Here is a 21545-nt window from a genome sequence, read left to right as displayed (position 1 = left end):
CCGCAAGTATCTTCAGGACACTCGGACCTCGTCATGCTCCAGCTGGTCGTCGAGCAATTTCCGGGCGATATTGTCCAGCGCTTCGTCGAGCAGGGCGCCGTCCGCCGGATCCCGGTCGTCCCAGTCGTCGATCCGGCCACTCAACCAGCGCCGCCAGGCCAGGTGGACCCGATCCACCTCGGCTCGCCCGGAATCGGTGAGGTCCAGATTCCCGTCGTCGGCGTCGACGAAGCCCGCGCCCATCATCTTCACGATCACCGGCTCGATGACCTCGTCCGGAACCTTGTGCGCCCGCGCGATCGAGACGATGGTGGCGCCGCCGCGAATCTTGTTGTGCAGGTATATCTGCCCGAGCGCCCACGCCTGCCCGCGACTGAGATCGCTACCGGCGTCGGCGAGAATTCCCGCGCCGATCGAGCCGCCGTTCGCGTGCGCCTTGTGCATGGCAGCCCCCACCGCCCGTTCCAGCAGCGCCACCCGGTCGGAATGTTCCGGCATCGAAAAGCCTTCGCCCACATCCTTTGCCCCGCCCCGGATGCTGTCGCGCAACGGCACCTGTTTCAGGAACCAGGCAACGAGGAAGCCGAGCAGCGCTACCGGCACCACCCACTTGAAGACGAAGTCGATCGACTGCGCATAGGCATCGATGATCGGGGCGGCTTTGTCGGCGGGCAGATTGCGCAATGCCTCCGGACTCGCCGCGACCTCCGGCGACACCCCGGGCGACTGCGCGAGCGCCTGACCCAGCTTCGGCGTGAGCTGATTGGTGTAGAGGGTGCCGAATATCGTTGCGCCGAAAGCACTTCCGAGGGTGCGGAAGAACGTGACACCGGAGGTCGCGGTACCCAGATCGGCGTAGGGCACGGTGTTCTGCACCACGATGGTGAGCACCTGCATGGACAGGCCGAGGCCCATGCCGAGCACCAGCATGTACAACGATTCCTGCCAGGTGCTGGTGGTGCGGCCCATGGTGGACATCAGCCACAGGCCCAGTGCCATCACCGCGGTGCCGCCGATCGGAAAGTACCGGTAGCGGCCGGTTTTCGCGACCACCTGCCCGGACAGGATCGAGGTGAACATCAACCCGACCACCAGCGGTAGCGTGCGCACGCCCGACATGGTGGCCGAAACCCCGTCCACGTACTGGAAATACGCGGGCAGGAAGGTCATCGAGCCGATCATGGCGAAGCCCACGATGAAGCTCAGGATCGAGCACACCGTGAAAACGTTGCTGCGGAACAGTTTCATCGGCAGCATCGGTTCTGGCGCCCGCAGCTCCACCGCGACGAATGCCGCCAGCAGCAGCACCGACGCCGCGAACAGCGCGATGATCTGCCAAGAGCCCCACGGGTATTCCTGCCCGCCGAACTCCAATCCGAGAATCAGGCAGGAGACACCGGCCGCGACCAGGCCGATGCCCGCGTAATCGATGATCGGCCGCGCGACCGCCCGCACCCGCGGGATGGTGCGCGCCGCCAGCGCGATCATGATGATCGCGATCGGCACGTTGACGTAGAAGCACCAGCGCCAGCTGGCGTGGTCGGTGAACAGGCCACCGAGCGTGGGCCCGACCACCGTTGTGATGCCGAAGACCGCGCCGAGCGCGCCTTGATACTTACCGCGTTCGCGCAGCGGGATGGTGTCGGCGATCAACGCCATCGCGGTCACCATCAGCCCGCCCGCGCCGATGCCCTGAATACCGCGGGCGACGATCAGCAGCAGCATGTCGTGCGCGAGACCGGCAACCGCCGAACCGGCTATGAAAATGACACCACTGAGCTGGAAGATCAGCTTGCGGCCGAACAGGTCACCCAGCTTGCCCGCCAGCGCCGTCGATACCGCCTCGGTAAGCATGTAGGCGGTGACCACCCAGGCCATATGTCCCGCGCCGCCGAGGTCCGCGACGATGCTGGGCAGGGCCGCCGACACGATCGTCTGGTCCAGCGCGGCCATCAGCATGCCCAGCACGATGGTGCCGAAAATGAGGTTGATCCGGCCGCGGCTGAGCGCTTCCGGGGCCGACTTCTCGGCGACAGCAACTGCCTCGGTCATGGGGGCCAGTATGGTCTGATGCCTCCGCCGCGGACTGCCAGCGACACGGCAGCTAATCAGCCCGGCCGGACCGCGTAGCCGGCCAGGGCGGGCGCGAGGGCGTCGAAGGCGACCGCGATATATCCGGTGAGGGCAGTGGCGATTTCGTCGTTGGACTCACCGGCCAGCGTGCGGCGCATCGTTTCGTCGAACAGCACCCGATGCACGCCGCCCAGCTGCGCGGCCGCGACCCGCGGCGTGATGTCGGCGGACTCGGCGCCGGTTTCCGCCGCGAGCGCGCGGGCCAGCGCCGCCTCGCGCTCCTCGTGGAATTCACGCAGGCGGGCCACCAATGCCGGACTGTCGGCGATCATCTTCGCGAACTCCAGCCCGGAGAACCCGACCACCGGACTCTGCTCGGCGGCCGCCGCCAGATACACCCGGCGCAACGCGTCGAGCGCGGCCTCCCCCGGCTCGCGCTCCCGCACCGTCTGCGCGAGCTGCTCGACGAACACCTCCCCCAGATCCAGTGCCAGATCTTCCTTGCGCGGGAAGTAGTTGGTCACCGTCATCTTCGCGACGTCGGCGGCCGTGGCCACCTCCGCGATCGTCACCTTGTCGAAGCCACGCTCCAGGAACAGCAGCGTCGCCTGATGCGAAATCTTGTCCCTGGTCTGCTGTTTCTTCCGCGCCCGCAGGCCCTGTTCGGTCATGTCGAGCAGCCTATCTGAATTCATCCCAAATTTGTACTTGACATATTTTTAGGTCTGATCTAACTTTGTGTTCGTTGCCGGAGACCGACACCGAGGGAGCAGCCACCATGGCCAAGTACACCGCGCAGACCAGCACCGACCAGACGATCCGTCAGGTCCCCAAGCGGCGCGATCACCGCAACGAGGGACTGCGGCGCGGGCAGGTCCTCCGCACGCAGGTGAACCGCCCGCTGCGGATCCCGGGGCGTTAACGAGTTCGGCCGTTGCGGAATATTCCACCCCATTCAGCGCTTCTACCAGGCACTGATCCGCAACGGCCCTCCGATGCCCCACCGCGAAGCGGGATGCCGCACCCCCGCCGGTGGCCGACGCCCAGCCCGCGTCGGCCACCCGCACGCTCCACGATCGAAAGGACTTCGTATGCCTCAGTTCTGCACCACGACCCGCCGCCTCGCCCCCACCACCGGTTCGGTCAGCGAAGACCCGATCAAGGACTACCTGCGCGCCATCGGCCGCACCCCGCTGCTCACCGCCGCCCAGGAGGTCGAACTGGCCGAGCGCATCGCCGCCGGCCTGCGCGCCCAGCAGGAGCTCGACGAAAGCGCCGCCGCCGGGCGCGAACTCGACGCCGCGACCCGCCGGGACCTGCGCCGGACCGCGATCGACGGTGAGCACGCCAAAGAGCACATGGTCGAGGCCAACCTGCGCCTGGTCGTCTCCATCGCCAAGCGCTACCCGGTGCCGACCGGCATGTCGCTACTGGATCTGGTGCAGGAGGGCACTTTCGGGCTGATCCGCGCGATCGACAAGTTCGAGCCCGAGCGCGGCCTGAAGCTGTCCACCTACGCCACCTGGTGGATTCGCCAGGCCATCGGGCGGGCGCTGGCCGATCAGGGCCGCACCATCCGCATTCCGGTGCACGTGGTGGAGGTCCTCAACAAGGTCACCCGGACCCAGCGCACGCTGTCGCAGCAGCTGGGCCGCACGCCCACCCCGGCCGAGATCGCGGCCGAACTCGAGCTGTCCGTCGAACAGGTCCAGGACGTCATTCGCCATGGGCGCAGCCCGATTTCGCTGCACACCCCGGTCGGCGAGGAAGACGACACCGAGCTCGGCAGCCTGATCGCCGACGCCGCTCCGGACCCGGCCGAACTGGTCGCGGCCGGTCAGATCCGCGGCCGGCTGGATGCGGTGCTGGCGACGTTGAGTGAGCGGGAGCGCGAGGTGATCCTGCTGCGCTTCGGCCTGGATCGCGGCGAGCCGCGCACTTTGGAGCAGGTCGGGATCGCCATGGGCGTCTCCCGGGAGCGGATCCGCCAGCTGGAGGCGAAGGCGCTGGGCAAGCTGCGTCAGCCGAGCCGGGCCCGCACCCTCGCCGACATGCTGAGCTGAGTTACTCCGGCGTTTCGATCAGCGCGAACGACAGCGGCACCAAGAGGTCGACGAGTGCGTCCACCGGCGGGCGCGGATCGGCGAGCAGCCATTCGTGCGTCAGGCCGTTGATCGCGCCGATGAGGGCGGACGCCCCCAGCGGGGTGCCGCCGCGCAGTCGGCCACCGGGCGCGACCCGCGGGATGACCACCGTTTCGAGCAGCCCGGCCCATTTGTGCCGGCGCGCGCGGCGGTGCGTCTCCATCCGCTCGCTGACTCCGACCACCTCGATGAAGGCGACCTTCGCGCGGTACGGGTCGGAGCCGATCGAGCCGAGGTAGGCCGACATCGCGGTGTGCATCGCGGTATTCGCGTCGACGGCCGAATCCAGCACCCGGACCGCGCCGATCACCATCGCGGCGGCCTCGTCCTGGATTCGGTCGTAGGCCGCGACCAGCACGTCTTCCCTGGTCTGGAACTCTTCGTAGAACTGCCGCTTGGACAGTCCGGCGGCGGCGCAGACGTCGGCGAGCGAGCAATCGGTGTAGCCGCGCTCGGCGAAGATCCGGGTCGCGGCGTCGAGGAACCGTAGCCGGCGTTCGGCTTTGCGTTCCGTGACGGCGCGCCCGCCGTATTGCCTGCCTACGGTTGTCACGAGGTTCACGGTACTCAGCCGGTCAGCCGCGTATTGTCTGAGTCAATTCCGACTCACTCTTCCCCCAGAACTTACTTCAGAGTAAGGTTGGCCCATGGCGTGGAAACCAACACAGATCCCGGATCAGACCGGGCGCACCTTTGTCATCACCGGCGCGAACGGCGGACTGGGCACGGAGACCACCAAAGTCCTTGCGGCCAAGGGCGCCACCGTCATCATGGCATGCCGCAATGCCGAAAAGGCCCAGGCCGTCGCCGACAGCATCCCCGGTGATGTGCGCACCGCGACGCTGGACCTGGCCGACCTGGCCTCGATCCGCAAGTTCGCCGAGACCTCCGGCGACTTCGACGTACTCATCAATAACGCGGGCCTGATGAACATTCCGTTCTCCCGCACCAAGGATGGGTTCGAAACCCAGTGGGGCGTCAACCATCTCGGGCATTTCGCGCTGACCGGGCTGCTGCTGGACCGGATCGGCGACCGGGTGGTCACACTGGCCAGCATCGCGCACAAGCAGACGCCGAAGTTCTGGGTCGATGACCTGAACTACGAAAACCGGCGCTACCAAACGAATCTGGCCTATGCGCAGTCGAAGCTGTCGAATCTGATGTTCGCCCGGGAACTGCAGCGCCGCCTCACCGAGGCCGGCTCGACCAAGCGCTCCTATGGCGTGCACCCCGGCGTGTCGGCTACCGACCTGTTCACCCGCACCGAGACCCTGTTCGACAAGGTCGCCAAGCCGGTCATCCGCATTGTCGGGCATCCGCCGCACAAGGCCGCGCACTCCACCCTCTTCGCAGCCACCATGCCCGACGCCGACCCCGAAACCTATTGGGGACCGAACCGGTTGTTCCAGAGCCAGGGGCCGGTGGAGCCGGCGCCGTCGAGCAAGCTTTCACAGAACCAGGAACTCTGGCGACGGCTCTGGGAAGAATCCGAGCAGCGCACCGGGGTCACCTACAAGTTCTGAGTCCACCGTGGTCCCGGCGCGCTGTTGGCCGGGACCCGGGCGGTCAGGCGATAGTGAGCACGATTTTGCCGACGGTGCGTCCACTGGCGCTGAGCTCGTGCGCCTTTGCCGCGTCTTCGAGCGGCAGCTCGGTATCGACATGCGCCCGTAGCCGACCGGACTCCACCAGCGCGGCGATCTCCCGCATCCCTTGCAAATCCGCCTCTACTGCCATGAACTGCGCGCGCTTACCCTGCGGCGCAGCGAGTTCCGCGAGCTGCGCTTCCGCAGGCGAAGCGAGCGAGACGACGATCCCGCCTGGGCGCAGGGTGCGCAGCGAGCGCGGTCCATATTCGCCGCCGATCGCGTCGACGACCACATTCACGTCCGTCACGGTCTCGGCGAAATCCACTGCGGTGTAATCGATTACCTCGTCCGCACCGAGGCCGAGCAGGAACTCGTGCTTGGCGGCGCTGGCGGTACCGATGACATACGCGCCGCGCGCCTTGGCGATCTGCACCGCCACGTGCCCGACACCGCCGGCCGCCGCGTGGATCAGCACCCGCTGCCCGGGCCGCACCTCTGCCACGTCGACGAGCGCCTGCCAGGCAGTCATCGCGACCAGTGGCAAAGCCGCGGCCTCGGCGTGCGTGAGCGCGGCCGGCTTGCGCACCAGATGCCGGGCGGGCGAGGTGATGTATTCCGCGTAGGTGCCCGCGGGCAGCGGATGGCGCGGCATGCCGAAGACCTCGTCACCGGGCTGGAACCGGGTGACGCCCGCGCCGACCGCCTCGACCACACCGGAGACATCCCAGCCCAGCGGCACGATGCGCTGGACGAGACCGCCGCTGAAGCGGTGCCACACATCGGTCGGGTTGACCGAGGTGGCGTGCACGCGCACCAGCACTTCGGCCATACCCGGCACCGGCTTGTCGACCTCGGCCACCTGCAGTACCTCGGGCCCACCGAACTCGTCCTGACGAATCGCGCGCATCTCATCTCTCCTGCGTCTCCGAGCCGATCCCGAATTGAATCGGCTGCGTTGAGAACAGAATTCCGCAGCCGGACGACCCCAACGAGTGGCAAGAACGCCAATATGTGAAAGGATCTTGCCATGCATCGCGTGGTGGTTCTGGCCTTGGACGGGGTCTATCCCTTCGAATTGAGCATTCCGGCGCGGATCTTCGGCACCGCCTTCGACGCCGATGGGTCGCCGCTGTACGAGATCGTCACCTGCACGCTCGACGGCAAACCGGTGCGCAGCAATGCCGACTTCTCCATCGCGGTCGATCGGGACCGGACGGCGCTGCGGACCGCCGACACCGTCGTCATTCCGCCCTTCGTCGACTGCGGCACGGATCCCGGAAAAGATTGGCTCCCAAACGGATTAGCCGAAGCGATCGACCAGCTGAAGCCCGATGCCCGCATCGTCTCGATCTGCACCGCCGCTTACGTGCTCGCCGCCGTCGGCCTGCTCGACGACGCCCCCGCCACCACGCACTGGAACCAGGCCGCCAGCTTCCAGCGCAGTTTCCCGCGGATCCAAGTCGACCCGAACGTCCTGTTCGTCGACCACGGCCGCATCCTCACCGCCGCCGGCGCCGCCGCGGGCATCGATCTGTGCCTGCATCTGGTGCGCCGCGACCACGGGACCGCCGTCGCCAACCGGGTCGCCCGGCTCTGCGTCGTTCCGCCGTGGCGCGAGGGCGGTCAGGCCCAGTTCATCGAACGCCCCGTTCCCGAACCGGCCACCTCCTCCACCGCCGCCACCCGGGAATGGGCGCTGCGGCATCTCGGCCGCCCCCTCGCGTTGACCGAACTCGCCGGGCACGCCCGCATGAGCGTGCGCACCTTCTGCCGCAAGTTCCGCGACGAAGTCGGGCTGCCGCCCGGCCAATGGCTGACCCAGCAACGCGTGGAATACGCCCGCCGCCTGTTGGAAACGACCGACCTCGCCATCGATCGGGTCGCCGCGGAATCCGGTTTCGGCACCGCCGCCTCGATGCGTCAGCACTTGTCCACGACACTCGGCGTCTCCCCCACCGCCTACCGCCAGACCTTCCACGCCACAACACCGGCCCGCGAGGCGACGCAAACCGGCTCATGACCCCGGTCACCAGTTCCGACCTGCTCCTACGGGCGCTGTAGTAGACGGGTACCGTAGGAGCCGTGTCTGCTCCTCCCCGCCGCTCGGCACACAATCGCCCGGCTCTCATCGCCTTGGTGTTGCTGTCCGCGCTGACCTGCCTGGCCCTGGGCTGGTGGCAGTGGGAACGCTTCGAGTCGGCGAGCGGCACCGGACAGAACCTCGGCTACGCGCTGCAGTGGCCGCTGTTCGCCGGGTTCGCGGTCTTCGCCTATTTCCGCTTCGTGCGGCTCGAACGCGAAGCCGAGGAAGACGGCGAGCCGAACTCGAAGCCCGCGAAAACCGTTGCGCCGCGCGAGATTCCGGCCGGAATCCTGCCCGAGCGGCCGAAGGCTCCGCACGATGACGACCCCGTACTGGCCGAGTACAACAAGTACCTGGCCGACCTGAACGCCAAAGATCTCGAAGACCAGGTCCGCGAAGCCGGCCTGGATGCCCGTACCGAAAGGAGCGCCGGATGAGCGCCACCGAAACCGCGCCCGGCGCGAAGACCCAGAAGATCGCCTCCGCGCTCACCCGCTACCGCGCCCTCGCCTGGATCACCGGCCTCTGGCTGCTGCTACTCACCGGCGAGATGATCGCCAAGTACGGCTTCGACGTGGCCACCCCGAGCTGGATCGCCGTCGTCCACGGCTGGGTCTACTTCGCCTACCTGCTGGTCACCGCCGACCTCGCGGTCAAGGTCCGCTGGCCCCTCGCCCGCACCGTCGGCACCCTGATCGCCGGCACCATCCCCTTCCTGTCGTTCTACGTCGAGCACGTGAACGCGAAGAAGGTCAAAGAAGAGTTCGGCGTCTGACCCGAACAACCGTCCGCCCCTTCAAGATCATCAGGACCTCATGGCGGCATCGCGCGAGTAGCCCCGCCACCAGCGCCTGGTGATCTTGATTGCTGTGCGGCCCTGGGGCTAGGCCTTCGCTAGTGCGGCGAGTGCGGGGAGTAATTGCTTCAGGGCGCGGCCGCGGTGGGAGACTGCGTCCTTTTCGGCGGGCGTCAGCTGGGCCGCGCTGCGGTCGCCGCCGTCCGGGAAGAACAGGGGGTCGTAGCCGAAGCCATTCTCGCCCTTCGGTTCCCGGCCGATGATGCCCGGCCATTCGCCGCGCACCACGAGCTCTTCGCCGCCGGGGACGACCAGGGCGCAGGTGGAGACGAAGCGGCCGCCGCGGCGGTCGTCCGGGACGTCGCCCAGTTGGGCGAGCAGCAGGGTGTTGTTGGCGGAGTCGTCGCCGTGGCGGCCGGACCAGCGCGCGGACAGCACGCCGGGCATGCCGTTCAAGGCGTCCACTTCGATGCCGGAATCGTCTGCGACGCAGGGCAATCCGGTGGCGGCGGCGCCATCGCGGGCTTTGGCCAGGGCATTGCCCTCGAAATCCGGTGCGGTTTCGGGGGCTTCCGCGTAGGGCGGCACGTCGTCGAGGCCGACGATCTCGATACCCGCGACACCGGCCTCATCGAGGATGCGCCGCAATTCCTTCAGCTTCTTGGCATTGCGGCTGGCGACGAGGACCCGACTCACTTGCGCTTCTCCACCAACTCGGGCAGCTCGCCCGGGTACGGCAACGCCAGGGCTTCCTTCTGCACCTGGAACAGCTGCTCGCAGCCCGCGAGGGCGGAGTCGAGCATCTTGTCCAGGGTGGAGCGCGGGAAGGTGGCGCCTTCGCCGGTGCCCTGGATCTCGACGAGGGTTCCGGTGTCGGTGGCGACAACGTTCATGTCGACCTCGGCGCGCGAATCCTCTTCATACGGCAGGTCCAGGCGGACACGGCCGTCGACGACGCCGACGCTGACCGCGGCGATCGCGCAGGAGATCGGCTGCGGGTCGGCCAGGCCGCCGGTCGCGCCGAGATAGGTGACCGCGTCCGCGAGCGCGACATACGCGCCGGTGATGGCGGCGGTGCGGGTGCCGCCGTCGGCCTGCAGCACGTCACAGTCGATGGCGATGGTGTTCTCGCCGATGGCGGCGAGATCGATGCAGGCGCGCAGGGACCGGCCGATCAAGCGGCTGATCTCCTGGGTGCGGCCGCCGACCTTGCCCTTCACCGATTCCCGGCCGGAGCGGGTGTGGGTGGCGGCGGGCAGCATCGCGTATTCGGCGGTGAGCCAGCCGAGACCGGAACCGCGGCGCCACGGGGGCACATCCGCGGTCACACTCGCCGTGCACATCACCCGGGTCTGCCCGAATTCCACCAGCACCGAACCCGCTGGATGCGTGGTGAATCCACGGGTGATCCGGACCTCGCGGAGTTCGTCATCCGCCCTGCCATCAGCTCGTCTTGACACCGTTAGAGGGTACTGCGCTCAGATGTCGAAGGTCTCGCCTGGGGCTACTGCGTGGACTGGGCCGGAGAAGACGGCCTTGGCTTCGGCGATTACGTCTTCGCGTGAAGTCCAGGGCGGGATGTGGGTGAGCAGGAGTTCCTTGACACCTGCCCGGGCTGCGATCTGGCCTGCTTCGGTGCCCGAAAGGTGAATGCCGGGTGGGCGATTCGCTGGGTCGTGGGTCCAGGAGGCTTCCGACATCAGGATGTCGGCGCCCTGGGCGAGTTCGAGGACCGCGTCGCACATGGCGGTGTCGCCGGTGTAGACGAAGGTGCGACCGGCTTTGGTGGTGATGCGCAGGCCGTAGGACTCCGGCGGGTGGAACATCCGCCGGGCCACCACCGTGTGACCGGGGCCGAATTCGATCGGGTCGTGCTCGGCCCAGGCGCGATGGTCGATTACGTCGGACCAGTCGTCGCATTCGCCGCCGACCTCGGCCGACGCGTTGCCGATCCGGAGCGCCGCATCCGAGGGGCCGCGCACGATGGCCTTACCGACCGGCGGTGTCGGATGGTAGCGCCGCCACACCAGCAGGCCCGGCAGATCGAGGCAGTGGTCGGCGTGCAGATGCGTGAGGAAGATGTCGACCTCACCGGGATCGGCGTATCGCTGCAGTGCGCCGAGCACTCCGGGACCGAAATCGATGACCACCGGATTCATATCCGGTCCGGTCAGCAAGTACCCCGACGCTGGGGAGTCCGGGCCGGACACACTGCCCGAGCACCCGAGGACGGTAAGGCGCATCCCATCATGCTGCCACGACGAATTTTCGGTCACCAACGGATCCCCCACATTCGGCTGCGTTCGAGGGCCTCACCTGGGCGGCGCAATGATCCCCGACTGATCTCCGCGGCGGCTTCGGCGTGCATCACCAGAGAGTACCCAGCCAGCAAGCAGTCCACCCAACGCGCCGAAAAGATGGCCCTGCCAAGATATTCCGGGCTGCCCCGGCAGCACACCCCACAGCGCCGACCCGTAGATCGCGAAGATCACCAATCCGAGCACGATCTGACCGATATTCCGGGCGAACCAGCCGCGGGAGATCAGGTAGGTCAGCCAGCCGAAAATCAGCGACGACGCCCCGATGTGCACGCTGTTGTCCGGACCGATCAACCAGGTGCCCACCCCCGCCACAATCCAGATGATCGCGGTCGCGGCGAGCCCTCGCCAGATACCACTGAGCAGCACCAAGAACCCGAGAACCAGCACCGGCACGGTATTGCTGATCAGGTGCGGCCACCCACCGTGCAGCAGCGGCGCCCACAGAATGCCCCCCAAACCATCGGCGTCCCGCGGCTCGATCCCCGCTTGGTCTAGTCGATGATTCGCGAGCGTGTCGACGCCTTCGATCCCGTACAGCAGCGCCACGAACCCGAGAATCAACACCCCCGCCCGAGCCCACACTCGCTGTCCTGCCCCGCCGGGTTTCGTCTGCTGCCCCCGTAGTCGCGCGATCCGATCCGGGTCGAACGACGACCCTGCCCCCGTACCGCCGACCATGGGAAACCTCCTCGTCCAACGGGGCCGCCCGAGTTCAGCACCCGCCCCACCGAGCGTACCGGCGCAACTCACCCCGCCGCCGGTTCATCCAACCGCGCCGGGTGCTGGGCGGTCAGGCCCAGAGTTGGCCGTCGAGGCGCTCTTCGGCCTCTTCGAGAGTGCCGTCGTAGGCGCCGGTGGAGAGGTACTTCCAACCGCCGTCGGCAACGACGAAGGCGATGTCGGCACGCTTGCCCGCTTTCGCGGCCTTGCGGGCGACGCCGAGGGCGGCGTGCAGGATGGCGCCGGTGGAGATTCCGGCGAAAATGCCTTCCTCCAGGACCAATTCGCGGGTGCGCTTCACCGCGTCGAAGGGCCCCACCGAGAAACGGGTGGTCAGGACGGACTCGTCGTAGAGCTCGGGAATGAAGCCCTCATCGATGTTGCGCAGGCCGTAGACCAGCTCGCCGTAACGTGGTTCGGCGGCGACGATTTCGATGTCGGCGACCTTCTCGCGCAGGAAACGGCCGGTGCCCATGAGGGTTCCGGTGGTGCCGAGACCGGCTACGAAATGCGTGATCTCAGGCAGGTCGGCGAGGATCTCCGGGCCGGTGGTCTCGTAGTGGGCGAGGGCGTTGGCCGGGTTGCCGTATTGGTACAGCATCACCCAGTCGGGGTGCTCGGCGGCGATCTGCTTGGCCTTGGCCACCGCCTGATTGGACCCACCGGCGGCAGGTGAATCGATGATCTGCGCGCCGAACATCGTCAGCAGCTGGCGGCGCTCCACCGAGGTGTTCTCCGGCATCACGCAGACCAGGCGGTAGCCCTTCAGCTTCGCCGCCATCGCCAGCGAGATCCCGGTGTTGCCGCTGGTCGGCTCCAGGATGGTGCAGCCGGGCGTGAGCTTGCCCTCGGCTTCGGCCTGCTCGATCATGCGCAGCGCCGGGCGGTCCTTGATCGACCCGGTCGGATTGCGGTCCTCGAGTTTGGCCCACAGTCGCACATGGTTGTCGCCGTCCCACTGCGGAGACAGGGTGCGCAACCCGACCAGCGGGGTGTTGCCGAGGGTCGCGATCAGCGATTCGTAGCGCGCCACGGCGGGGTCTAGCCTCCGGCGACGGCGGGCAGGATGGTGACGGAGCTGCCCTCGGGCACCTCCGCTTCGAGGCCACCGGAGAAGCGCACGTCCTCGTCGTCGACGTAGATGTTGACGAAGCGGTTCAGCTTGCCGTCCTTGAGCAGGCGCTCGGCCAGACCCGGGTGGCTGGCGTCGAGGTCGGTGATCAGCGCGGACAGCGTGTCACCGCTGGCCTGCACCCGCTTCTCGCCGCCGGTGAGGCTGCGCATGATGGTCGGGATGGACACGGTTACCGACATCGGAACTCCTCGATTTCCTGGGGATTAGTACGCGTCGACAATCTGCACGGGCTCTTCGGTGACCACACCGTCCAGGATCCGATAGCTACGCAGTTCGTGCTGCTCGGGGTCGCGGGTGGAGATCAGCACGTAGTGCGCGTCGGGCTCGGAAGCGAAGGAGATGTCGGTGCGGCTCGGGTACGCCTCGGTCGCGGTGTGCGAGTGGTAGATCACCACCGGGGTCTCGTCGGCGTCGTCCATCGCGCGCCACACCTTCAGCTGTTCACCGGAGTCGAACCGATAAAACGTGGGCGACCGCTCGGCATTGACCATGGCCACGAACCGCTCCGGCCGATCGGACCCCTCGGGCCCGGCGATGACTCCGCAGGCCTCGTCCGGGTGATCGGCGCGCGCATGCGCCACCATCGCGTCCACGAGGTCGCTCTTGATCACCAGCACCGTCGAACCCTTCCATAACCCGGCCGTCCCAGCCGACAACGACCCAGGATATTCACCTATTCCCGGCATACCGCGCACCGGACCGGTCTCGGGTGACCTGTCGCACACGATCGAACGGGTCAGTGGGCGAACAGGTCGCGGTAGGACGGGATGGCGGCGACGGAGGTGGCCGTCAGGATGGCGTCGACGATGGCGCGTTCGACGGCTACCGCGGCGGCGGTGCAGATCGCGTCCAGGATCAGCAGGTCCGGCGGGAAGGCGGGTGGCATCGGGTAGCCGGCGGGCTGCTCGGCGGTTCCGGTGGCAAGTGCGAAGAGGGTGTCGCCGTCGAGTGGCGAATGCGCCGGACGGATCGCGCGCGCCAGCCCGTCGTGCGCGGTCACCGCCATGCGGCGGCAGCCGGTCGGGTCCAGCGGCGCGTCGGTCGCGACCACCCCGATCGTCGTGTTCAGCACAGTTCCCTTGACCGGCAACGCATTCGCCCGCGCCACCTGTTCCGGTGCGGGCGTGCGCAATCCGAAGAACTCGGGCCCATCCGTGCCCGCGCCCCAAGGCAGACCGGTCCGCGGATCGAACACGGACCCAACGGGATTCGCGACGATCAACGCCGCCACCGTCACCCCGGCGGCCGGCCCCTCCCCCAGCACGATGCTCGCACTACCGATCCCACCCTTGATCGAGCCCGCCCGTGCCCCGGCCCCGGCCCCCACCGAGCCCCTGGCGAATTCCACCGCCGCCGCCTCCGCCGCCCGGTACCCGAACTCCGCGCTGGGCCGAATTCCCCAAGCCCCCACCGGAAGATCGAAGATCACCGCCCCCGGCACGATCGGCACCACCTTCCCCGGATCGGCCGGATCCATGGGGATCCCCTCGCCCCGCTCCTCCAGCCATCGCATCACCCCATCCGCAGCGGCCAGCCCATAAGCACTCCCGCCCGTGAGCAGGATCGAATTCACCTGCCGCACCGTGTTACTCGGATCCAGCAGATCCGTCTCCCTGGTCCCCGGCCCGCCCCCGCGTACATCCACCGCCGCAACCGCCCCACCCGGCGCTCGCACCACCGTGCAGCCCGTCGCCGCACCACTCCCGATAGCCGCGCCGGGATCGAGCACATGGTGATGACCCACCAAAAGCCCGGCCACATCGGTCAGCGAATTCCGCACTCCGGCCACCGCATTCATGCACCCATTCTGCGCCGCCTACCGGAGTAAGCGCCCGCATGCCGCGCCCGAGCGGGTACCGGTTACTCCGGCGACAGGGCTTGGAGCAGGGAATCCTGCATCCAGGTGAGCCAGTGGTAGACGTCCAGGTGAACGCCGCGCGGGTCGCCGGGTTCGAGGTGATCGGGGGTGTCGGCGTCGATACCCAGCACGGTGCCCAAGGCCAGGCGGACGTCGGTCAGCGCGGTGAGCCAGGCGTCGGCCTGTTCCGGGGTCAGCGAGACCTTGCCGCCCTCGGTGGGGACGGTGTTGAGTACCACGCTGGCGGCGGCGACCTTGGCGTCGATGATCTCCGGCTCGTGCAGGCCGCGCAGGGCGCTGTTGAGGTCGGAGCGGTCGGCGTCGGGCGAACCGGGCTCGCTGCGGTGGAAATCGGGGAGCAGGCGCTTGAGGCGCGGGTCTTCGGGTGCGGCGGTGTTGCCGCTACGCAGGCCCGTCAGGGCGGCGAGTTCGTCCTCCGGGGCGGACTGGGCCCGTTCCACGAGCAGCCCGGAAACGGCGCCGACCAGCGAGCGCAGCACCGCGGCCTCGCGCTGATCCAGTTCGGATCGCAATTTGAGGCCGCTCAGCGAATTCTTCCGACTCCACTTACGCACGAAGACTCAGGGTAGTCGCACCATCAGTCATCCCGTTGCATCGTGGCCCAGAGGCCAGCCGCGTGTAACCGGCGCACATCCTGCTCCATCTTGTCGCGCGAGCCCGAGGACACCACCGCTTTACCTTCGTTGTGCACCTGCATCATCAGCTCGGTCGCCTTCGCCTTGGTGTAGCCGAAAAGCTTCTGGAAGATGTAGGTGACGTAGTGCATCAGGTTGACGGGGTCGTCCCAGACCACCGTCACCCAGGGGCGGTCTTCCGCCTCCAGGATCTCGGTGTACTCGACCGCTTCTGGAGTCGCCTGTGCCGCCGACAGCGTCGTTGTCAGTTGCATCTCGCACAAGGCCATAACGTCCAGGGTACGACTCGACCCCCTCAGCACAACACCTGCCGCGAGGTCGGCGGATAAGGCCACAGTTGGGTCTCGATGTCTACAGTGGCCGTGTGGAGACATCGAGCACCGCGCTCCTTACGGACCAGTACGAACTGACCATGCTGGCCGCGGCCCTGGCCGACGGTTCGGCCGAACGACAGTGCACCTTCGAGGTATTCGCCCGGCGGTTGCCCAACGGTCGCCGCTACGGCGTGGTGGCGGGCACGGGCCGCGTCCTCGAAGCGCTGGAGCGATTCCGGTTCGGCGCGGAAGAGCTGGCGGTGGTGTCCCGGTTCCTCGATACCCGCACTGTCGAGTGGTTGCGCGACTACCGCTTCACCGGGGAAATCGATGGTTACGCCGAGGGCGAACTGTATTTCCCGGGGTCCCCGATTCTGACCGTGCGGGGCAGCTTCGCCGAGGGCGTCGTGCTGGAGACGCTGATCCTGTCCGTCCTCAATCACGACAGCGCGATCGCCTCCGCCGCGGCGCGCATGGTCAGCGCCGCCGCCGGCCGCCGGATGATCGAGATGGGCTCCCGGCGCACCCACGAGCTGGCCGCGCCGTCGAGTTCGCGCGCCGCCTACCTGGCCGGTTTCGACGCCACCTCGAACCTGGAGGCGGCGCGGCGGTTCGGCGTGCCCAGCGCGGGCACCAGTGCACACGCGTTCACCCTGCTGCACAGCGGTTCCGACGGGTCACACGAAAAAGAGGCCTTCCGCAGCCAGGTCACGACGCAAGGTGTCGGCACCACGCTGCTGGTGGACACCTTCGACATCACCCAGGGCGTGGCCAACGCCATCGAGGTGGCGGGCCCGGAACTCGGTGGCGTGCGGATAGATTCGGGTGATCTCGGCGTGCTGGCCAAGCAGGTCCGCGACCAGCTCGACGGTCTCGGCGCCACCAAGACCCGCATCGTGGTCTCCGGCGATCTCGACGAATACTCCATCGCGGCGCTGCGCGGCGACCCGGTGGACGTCTACGGCGTCGGCACCTCGCTGGTCACCGGCTCGGGCGCGCCGACTGCGGGGATGGTCTACAAACTGGTCGAGGTCGACGGCGTTCCGGTGGCAAAACGCAGCAGCCACAAGGAATCTCGCGGCGGCACGAAGAAGGCGATCCGGCTGTCCCGGCACACCGGCACCGTTGTCGAGGAAATCATCTATCCCGCAACGGGTTCCGCGCCCGCGACGAACGGTTTCGAGGTCCGCGACCTGCAGGTGCCGCTGGTCCGCGAGGGCAAGGTGCTCGACGGGCTGCCGACGCTGGAGCAGAGCCGCGAGCTGGTGCGGCGAGGGCTGGTCAGCCTGCCGTGGGAGGGGCTCAAGCTCTCGGCCGGTGAGCCCGCGATACCCACGACATTCGTGAAGTGATCAGTCGCGGCGGCGTTCGTAGAGCAGGCTGGATCCGATGAACAGGGCGGCGAAGACCGCGCCACGCAGGCCGAGCCAACCCCACTCGGCACCGTCGACGGGCGGGTCGAACAGCAGCCACATTCCGCTGAATGCCAGCGCGCACGCGGCGAACATGACCGCCTGCACAGCCCAGGCGGTCAGCGTGATCCACGCGACGGCGATTCGGATCGTGGGGCCCATGTGTTCCTCCAGGGTGCGGTGTAGCGGCGGCACAAAGTAATCGCAGCGCGGTAGCCTTCGGTTTACATTCGCGCGAAAGGAGCCTCGTCATGAACCGGGCGTTGATCATCGTCGACGTGCAGAACGATTTCTGCGAGGGCGGATCACTGGCTGTCGCGGGTGGCGCCGCAGTGGCGGAAAGAATCAGCGAGTACGTCGCGACCAGCGACTACGCCGTAGTTGTCGCGACTCGCGATTACCACATCGATCCCGGCCCGCATTTCTCCGACCACCCGGATTTCGTGGACAGCTGGCCGCCGCATTGCCGAGTCGGCACTCCGGGCGCGGAATTCCATCCGAACCTGAACACCGACCGGATCGTAGAGATCTTTTCGAAGGGCGAATATTCCGCCGCCTATTCGGGTTTCGAGGGCGCGGCCGCCGATGGCAGCACACTGGCGAAGTGGCTGCGGGCCCGCGATGTCGAGGCGGTGGACGTGGTCGGGATCGCCACCGACCACTGCGTGCGCGCCACTGCCATGGACGCGGAGAGCGCCGGCTTCGATACGCGGGTGCTGCTCGGCCTGACGGCGGGCGTCGCACCGGCCACCATCGACTCCGCGCTCGAGCAGATGCGCAAGGCGGGCGTCGAGCTCGAGGGCACCGTCGCCTGACGATCCACCGGAGGACGACCACACCTGTCGGTGGAGCGCAGTAGTCTGCTCGGGTGCCTGAACTCCCGTCCGCTCTGGAGCTGTTGTCCACCGCTGTCCAAGCGTTGGGGGGTAAAGAGCGCAGCGGACAGGTGACGATGGCGGCAGCGGTCGATCACGCGATCGACACCAAGGAGCACCTCGCGGTGCAGGCCGGTACCGGTACCGGTAAGTCGCTGGCGTATCTGGTGCCGAGCTTGCGGCACGCGGTCCGGACCGGGCGCACGGTGGTGGTGTCCACGGCGACCATCGCGCTGCAGCGCCAGCTCGTCGACCGCGATCTGCCGCGCTTGGCCGAGGCCTTGAAGGCCCCGCTGAAACGCGAGGCGCAGTTCGCAATCCTCAAGGGGCGCAACAACTATCTGTGCCTCAACAAAATCAACAGCGTCATCCCCGACGAGCCCGAGCAGGAACTGTTCGACGCGTTCGCGATCTCCCGGCTCGGGCGCGAGGTGCAGCGCCTCAACGAATGGGCCTCCGACACCGAGACCGGCGACCGCGACGAACTGGCTCCCGGCGTCACTGACCGCGCCTGGCGGCAGGTGAGCGTCTCCTCGCGGGAATGCCTCGGCAAGTCCCGGTGCGCCTTCGGGCAGGACTGTTTCGCGGAGAAGGCGCGGGCGGAATCGGCGCAGGCCGATGTGGTGGTGACCAACCACGCGCTGCTGGCCATCGATGCCATCAGCGGTATTCAGATCCTGCCCGAGCACGATGTGGTCGTCATCGACGAGGCGCACGAACTGGTCGACCGGGTCACCGGCGTGGCCACCGCGGAACTCACCTCGACGGCGATCAGCGCGGCCGCGCGCCGCTGCGCCAAACTCATCGACGAACGCGAAGTGGATCGCCTCGAAGGCGCCGCCGAAGCCTGGCACGAACTCCTGGAAGACCTGCCCGCCGCGCGCTGGGATGTCATGCCCGACGGTGTCGCACCGGTATTGGCGCTGGTCCGCGACGCGGCCTGGAACGCACGCACCGAACTGGCCCCACCCGGCGCCTCGAAAGAGCAGGGCGATCCGGAGAGCGCGGCTGCCCGCACCCAGGCGCTCGCGGCGATCGACGAGGTGCACGACAGCGCGGTCCGCGCGCTCACCGCCTTCGACGAGCCCGACCCGGCGATCCGGCGCGACGTGATCTGGCTGGCCGCCGAGGACATCCGCGGCGTGGCCCGCAAAACCTTGCGAATGGCGCCGCTGTCGGTGGGCGGGCTGTTGCGCACCCGGCTGTTCGGTACCGCCACAGTCGTTTTGACCTCGGCGACGCTGCAGATCGGCGGCTCGTTCGACAGTCTCGCGGTCACCTGGGGCCTGCCCGCACAGAACGCGAACCGACCGGACACCGCCACCGCGAACGGCGCCCAGGCGCCCTCGGACAGCGAGACGGTGCGCTGGAGTTCGGTCGATGTCGGGTCGCCGTTCGATCACGCCAAGTCCGGAATCCTTTATGTCGCCAAGCATTTGCCAGCGCCCGGTCGCGACGGCCTGGCGCCGGCCTACCTGGACGAGATCGAACGATTGATCACCGCCGCGGGTGGCCGCACGCTCGGACTGTTCTCTTCGATGCGCGCGGCGAAGGCGGCAACCGAGGCGTTGCGCTCCCGGCTCGCCACCCCGGTGCTGTGTCAAGGGGACGACTCGACCGGTGCGCTGGTGCGCAAGTTCGCCGACGATCCGGAGACGTCGTTGTTCGGGACGCTGTCGCTGTGGCAGGGCGTGGATGTGCCGGGCCCGTCGCTGAGTCTGGTGATCTTGGACCGGATTCCGTTCCCGCGGCCCGATGATCCGTTGCTCACCGCGCGGCAGCGAGCGGTGGAGTCCCGCGGCGGAAACGGCTTCATGACGGTGGCGGCCAATCACGCGGCGCTGCTGCTGGCGCAGGGCACTGGACGCCTGCTGCGCAGTGTGGACGACAAGGGCGTGGTCGCGATTCTGGATTCACGGCTGGCCACCGCGCGCTACGGCGGGTACCTCCGGGCGACTTTGCCGCCCTATTGGGAGACCGCTGATCCGGAGATTGTGATCAAGGCTTTGCAGCGCCTGACCACTGCGTAATGTGACTCCGCGCACATCAACTGGACTTAGTTCCACGCGGAAGTAAATTGGATTGCAGACCTTCGGTGAGTCCCCAATTCCCCACCGAAGGCACCGGGAGCTCCCGCGCCAAGCCCTGCACGCGGCGCGGGGGCACCGCTGAGGTAATCCTCACTTCGTGACACAATTCCGGTTTCGCCACCCACCGCCACATGAGACCGTTGTCCAGATGAAGCACCCTCTCGACACCGATGTCCTAGGCGAATTCCTCGTCAGTGCAAGATCTTTGGCGGAGTACCGCGCGATCTTCGATCTCACCGACGCAGACCTGAAGGGCCACCGTATTCTCGATTGCCCTGGCGGAGCCGCGAGTTTCACTATGGAAGCCAGCGCCCTCGGGGCCCGCGTCACCGCCGCCGACCCGATCTACTCCCACCCCGCCGATCGGCTGTGCCGCCTGGCGATCAGTGAGACCGACCGCGGAAGCGACTGGGCCACAGCGCACTCCGATCGGTACCGCTGGGACTGGTACGGCGGCCCGGAACGGCATCGGGCGATGCGGCACTCCGCGGCCGCTCGCTTCTGCGCCGACCTGACCGCGCACCCGGAGCGCTACATTGCTGCCGAGTTGCCGTCACTCCCGTTCCGGGACAACAGTTTCGATCTGGTGCTCAGTTCACATCTGTTGTTCACCTATGCCGACCGGCTGAACGCGGATTTCCATCTCACCGCACTACTCGAGTTGTCCCGGGTGAGCGCCGGGGAAACCCGGCTGTATCCGCTGGTCGACCATATCGGCCGGCATCACGATGTATTGGTCGAGCATCTCCGGAAAGAGTTGCTCGACAAGGGGATCCATTCGTCGCTACGGGAAACGGAGTACGAGTTCCATCATGGTGCGCACACCATGCTGATCCTGCACGGTGACTGAGCGCCGGGTGTGCCGTGTCCAGCGAGCGCTGGACACGGCACCCGCGCTCAGTTCAGCGTGAACGTCGCCTTACCCGAGATCTGCTCCATCTCCCGGTCGGACGAGTCCAGCGCGACGATCCGCGCCTCCACCCGGCCGATGCCGGGACCCATACCGAAACCGCGGATCACGCCATCCGCCGTGTCTTGGACAACACCGTTCACAACGCGATGCTGCTGCCCGTTCTCGCGTCCGGTATCCAAGTTCTTCCAGCGCACAGCGACCTTCCAGTCACTGCAACTCTCCCCCGTCTGGGTGACATTCACCCGCACGCCGAACGTGCCGGGCTGCTCCTGCCGCACGGTGACCGCGTCGATGATCGCCGAACAACTGGTCGGAATGAGCCGCGTCAGCGTCGGCTGGAACGGCATACCCGGTTGATGCGGAATAGCGGTCGATGGCCCCGCGAGCCCGACCACCCCGGCGGTGGCCACCGCTGCGATGACACCGGCACGGGCCGAAAACTGTTGCAGCTGCTTGCGATTGAGAGTCATGCCCGGTTTGTCGGACTCCCCCGATCCCCTGTTACAACAAAAGTTGCGTTAGCGAAATCACTGTAACATCCGGCACAGATACGTTGCTGAGATCAT

26 protein-coding genes are annotated in these 21545 nt (G+C 67.4%); 10 read left to right on the top strand and 16 right to left on the bottom strand.

Features of this window, described 5'->3' with window-relative positions:
* Window positions 1-12: 12 nt before the first annotated feature.
* Together IBX22_RS32310 and IBX22_RS32305 are read right to left on the bottom strand one after the other, a co-directional pair.
* The gene (locus IBX22_RS32310; protein ID WP_194819597.1) at window positions 13-2052 is read right to left on the bottom strand and encodes an MDR family MFS transporter; all 2040 of its coding nucleotides are present in this window, start codon (window positions 2050-2052) and stop codon (window positions 13-15) included.
* 56 nt (window positions 2053-2108) lie between these two features.
* Window positions 2109-2768, bottom strand: a complete 660-nt coding sequence (locus IBX22_RS32305) for a TetR/AcrR family transcriptional regulator (protein ID WP_228539977.1) — start codon at window positions 2766-2768, stop codon at window positions 2109-2111.
* 50 nt (window positions 2769-2818) lie between these two features.
* On the opposite strand from IBX22_RS32305, the gene IBX22_RS32300 reads away from it, so the two are divergent.
* Window positions 2819-2995: a hypothetical protein gene (locus IBX22_RS32300; protein ID WP_194819596.1), complete on the top strand. Its 177-nt coding sequence runs from the start codon at window positions 2819-2821 to the stop codon at window positions 2993-2995.
* Window positions 2996-3164: 169 nt separating this feature from the next.
* Window positions 3165-4136 (top strand): sigma-70 family RNA polymerase sigma factor, encoded by a 972-nt coding sequence (locus IBX22_RS32295; RefSeq protein WP_194819595.1) that lies wholly within the window; start codon window positions 3165-3167, stop codon window positions 4134-4136.
* A 1-nt stretch (window position 4137) separates the two neighbouring features.
* Here IBX22_RS32295 and IBX22_RS32290 read toward each other — a convergent pair whose 3' ends face one another.
* Entirely contained in the window at window positions 4138-4770 is a 633-nt protein-coding gene (locus IBX22_RS32290; RefSeq protein ID WP_194819594.1) for a TetR/AcrR family transcriptional regulator, read from the bottom strand.
* A gap of 94 nt (window positions 4771-4864) precedes the next feature.
* Here IBX22_RS32290 and IBX22_RS32285 point away from each other — a divergent pair, with 94 nt between their 5' ends.
* Window positions 4865-5740 carry an oxidoreductase gene (locus IBX22_RS32285; protein ID WP_194819593.1) on the top strand — a complete coding sequence of 292 codons (876 nt, stop codon included), beginning with the start codon at window positions 4865-4867 and terminating at the stop codon, window positions 5738-5740.
* 43 nt (window positions 5741-5783) lie between these two features.
* Here the strand turns inward: IBX22_RS32285 and IBX22_RS32280 are convergent, their stop codons facing one another.
* A complete protein-coding gene (locus IBX22_RS32280; protein ID WP_194819592.1) occupies window positions 5784-6713 on the bottom strand; it encodes an NADP-dependent oxidoreductase in 930 nt (309 codons plus the stop codon).
* 120 nt (window positions 6714-6833) lie between these two features.
* Between IBX22_RS32280 and IBX22_RS32275 the strand changes: the two genes are divergently transcribed.
* From IBX22_RS32275 to IBX22_RS32265, 3 genes are all read left to right on the top strand, one after another.
* Window positions 6834-7826, top strand: coding sequence for a GlxA family transcriptional regulator (locus tag IBX22_RS32275; RefSeq protein WP_194819591.1), 993 nt, complete (start codon window positions 6834-6836; stop codon window positions 7824-7826).
* Between the two features lie 62 nt (window positions 7827-7888).
* On the top strand, window positions 7889-8326 hold the full coding sequence (locus IBX22_RS32270; RefSeq protein ID WP_194819590.1) for a transcriptional regulator: 438 nt from the start codon (window positions 7889-7891) through the stop codon (window positions 8324-8326).
* Entirely contained in the window at window positions 8323-8664 is a 342-nt protein-coding gene (locus IBX22_RS32265; RefSeq protein ID WP_194819589.1) for a DUF3817 domain-containing protein, read from the top strand. The genes IBX22_RS32270 and IBX22_RS32265 overlap by 4 nt, the downstream gene beginning before the upstream one ends.
* Before the next feature lie 108 nt (window positions 8665-8772).
* Here the strand turns inward: IBX22_RS32265 and rdgB are convergent, their stop codons facing one another.
* The 10 genes from rdgB to clpS form a co-directional block, all read right to left on the bottom strand.
* Window positions 8773-9381, bottom strand: a complete 609-nt coding sequence (rdgB, locus tag IBX22_RS32260; protein WP_194819588.1) for an RdgB/HAM1 family non-canonical purine NTP pyrophosphatase — start codon at window positions 9379-9381, stop codon at window positions 8773-8775.
* On the bottom strand, window positions 9378-10145 hold the full coding sequence (gene rph / locus IBX22_RS32255; protein ID WP_194819587.1) for a ribonuclease PH: 768 nt from the start codon (window positions 10143-10145) through the stop codon (window positions 9378-9380). The genes rdgB and rph overlap by 4 nt, the downstream gene beginning before the upstream one ends.
* An 18-nt stretch (window positions 10146-10163) precedes the next feature.
* Window positions 10164-10928 carry a cyclic nucleotide-degrading phosphodiesterase gene (locus IBX22_RS32250; RefSeq protein ID WP_194819586.1) on the bottom strand — a complete coding sequence of 255 codons (765 nt, stop codon included), beginning with the start codon at window positions 10926-10928 and terminating at the stop codon, window positions 10164-10166.
* Window positions 10929-10997: 69 nt separating this feature from the next.
* Complete coding sequence (locus IBX22_RS32245) at window positions 10998-11684, bottom strand: rhomboid family intramembrane serine protease (RefSeq protein WP_194819585.1); 687 nt, start codon at window positions 11682-11684, stop codon at window positions 10998-11000.
* 112 nt (window positions 11685-11796) lie between these two features.
* A complete protein-coding gene (locus IBX22_RS32240) occupies window positions 11797-12759 on the bottom strand; it encodes a PLP-dependent cysteine synthase family protein (protein WP_194819584.1) in 963 nt (320 codons plus the stop codon).
* Between the two features lie 8 nt (window positions 12760-12767).
* Window positions 12768-13040, bottom strand: coding sequence for a MoaD/ThiS family protein (locus IBX22_RS32235; protein ID WP_194819583.1), 273 nt, complete (start codon window positions 13038-13040; stop codon window positions 12768-12770).
* Window positions 13041-13064: 24 nt separating this feature from the next.
* A complete protein-coding gene (locus IBX22_RS32230; RefSeq protein WP_309234893.1) occupies window positions 13065-13478 on the bottom strand; it encodes a M67 family metallopeptidase in 414 nt (137 codons plus the stop codon).
* A 119-nt stretch (window positions 13479-13597) separates the two neighbouring features.
* Window positions 13598-14659 (bottom strand): P1 family peptidase, encoded by a 1062-nt coding sequence (locus tag IBX22_RS32225; RefSeq protein ID WP_194819582.1) that lies wholly within the window; start codon window positions 14657-14659, stop codon window positions 13598-13600.
* A 62-nt stretch (window positions 14660-14721) separates the two neighbouring features.
* Window positions 14722-15294 carry a DUF2017 domain-containing protein gene (locus IBX22_RS32220; protein ID WP_194819581.1) on the bottom strand — a complete coding sequence of 191 codons (573 nt, stop codon included), beginning with the start codon at window positions 15292-15294 and terminating at the stop codon, window positions 14722-14724.
* A 23-nt stretch (window positions 15295-15317) separates the two neighbouring features.
* The gene (gene clpS / locus IBX22_RS32215) at window positions 15318-15644 is read right to left on the bottom strand and encodes an ATP-dependent Clp protease adapter ClpS (RefSeq protein ID WP_375540304.1); all 327 of its coding nucleotides are present in this window, start codon (window positions 15642-15644) and stop codon (window positions 15318-15320) included.
* A gap of 95 nt (window positions 15645-15739) precedes the next feature.
* Between clpS and IBX22_RS32210 the strand changes: the two genes are divergently transcribed.
* Complete coding sequence (locus tag IBX22_RS32210; protein ID WP_309234877.1) at window positions 15740-17041, top strand: nicotinate phosphoribosyltransferase; 1302 nt, start codon at window positions 15740-15742, stop codon at window positions 17039-17041.
* Here IBX22_RS32210 and IBX22_RS32205 read toward each other — a convergent pair whose 3' ends face one another.
* Window positions 17042-17263, bottom strand: coding sequence for a hypothetical protein (locus IBX22_RS32205; RefSeq protein WP_194819579.1), 222 nt, complete (start codon window positions 17261-17263; stop codon window positions 17042-17044). It abuts the gene before it with no gap.
* Window positions 17264-17352: 89 nt separating this feature from the next.
* Between IBX22_RS32205 and IBX22_RS32200 the strand changes: the two genes are divergently transcribed.
* From IBX22_RS32200 to IBX22_RS32190, 3 genes are all read left to right on the top strand, one after another.
* A complete protein-coding gene (locus tag IBX22_RS32200; protein ID WP_194819578.1) occupies window positions 17353-17916 on the top strand; it encodes an isochorismatase family protein in 564 nt (187 codons plus the stop codon).
* 53 nt (window positions 17917-17969) lie between these two features.
* Window positions 17970-20006 carry an ATP-dependent DNA helicase gene (locus IBX22_RS32195; RefSeq protein ID WP_194819577.1) on the top strand — a complete coding sequence of 679 codons (2037 nt, stop codon included), beginning with the start codon at window positions 17970-17972 and terminating at the stop codon, window positions 20004-20006.
* 208 nt (window positions 20007-20214) lie between these two features.
* A complete protein-coding gene (locus IBX22_RS32190) occupies window positions 20215-20916 on the top strand; it encodes a methyltransferase domain-containing protein (RefSeq protein WP_228539975.1) in 702 nt (233 codons plus the stop codon).
* 47 nt (window positions 20917-20963) lie between these two features.
* Here the strand turns inward: IBX22_RS32190 and IBX22_RS32185 are convergent, their stop codons facing one another.
* Window positions 20964-21449: a hypothetical protein gene (locus IBX22_RS32185; protein WP_228539973.1), complete on the bottom strand. Its 486-nt coding sequence runs from the start codon at window positions 21447-21449 to the stop codon at window positions 20964-20966.
* Window positions 21450-21545 lie beyond the last annotated feature (96 nt).

It is taken from the genome of Nocardia sp. XZ_19_385 (assembly GCF_015355755.1).
Classification (GTDB): domain Bacteria; phylum Actinomycetota; class Actinomycetes; order Mycobacteriales; family Mycobacteriaceae; genus Nocardia.
Note: the sequence above shows the minus strand (reverse complement) of the source record. Positions and strands in the feature narration are given on the sequence as shown.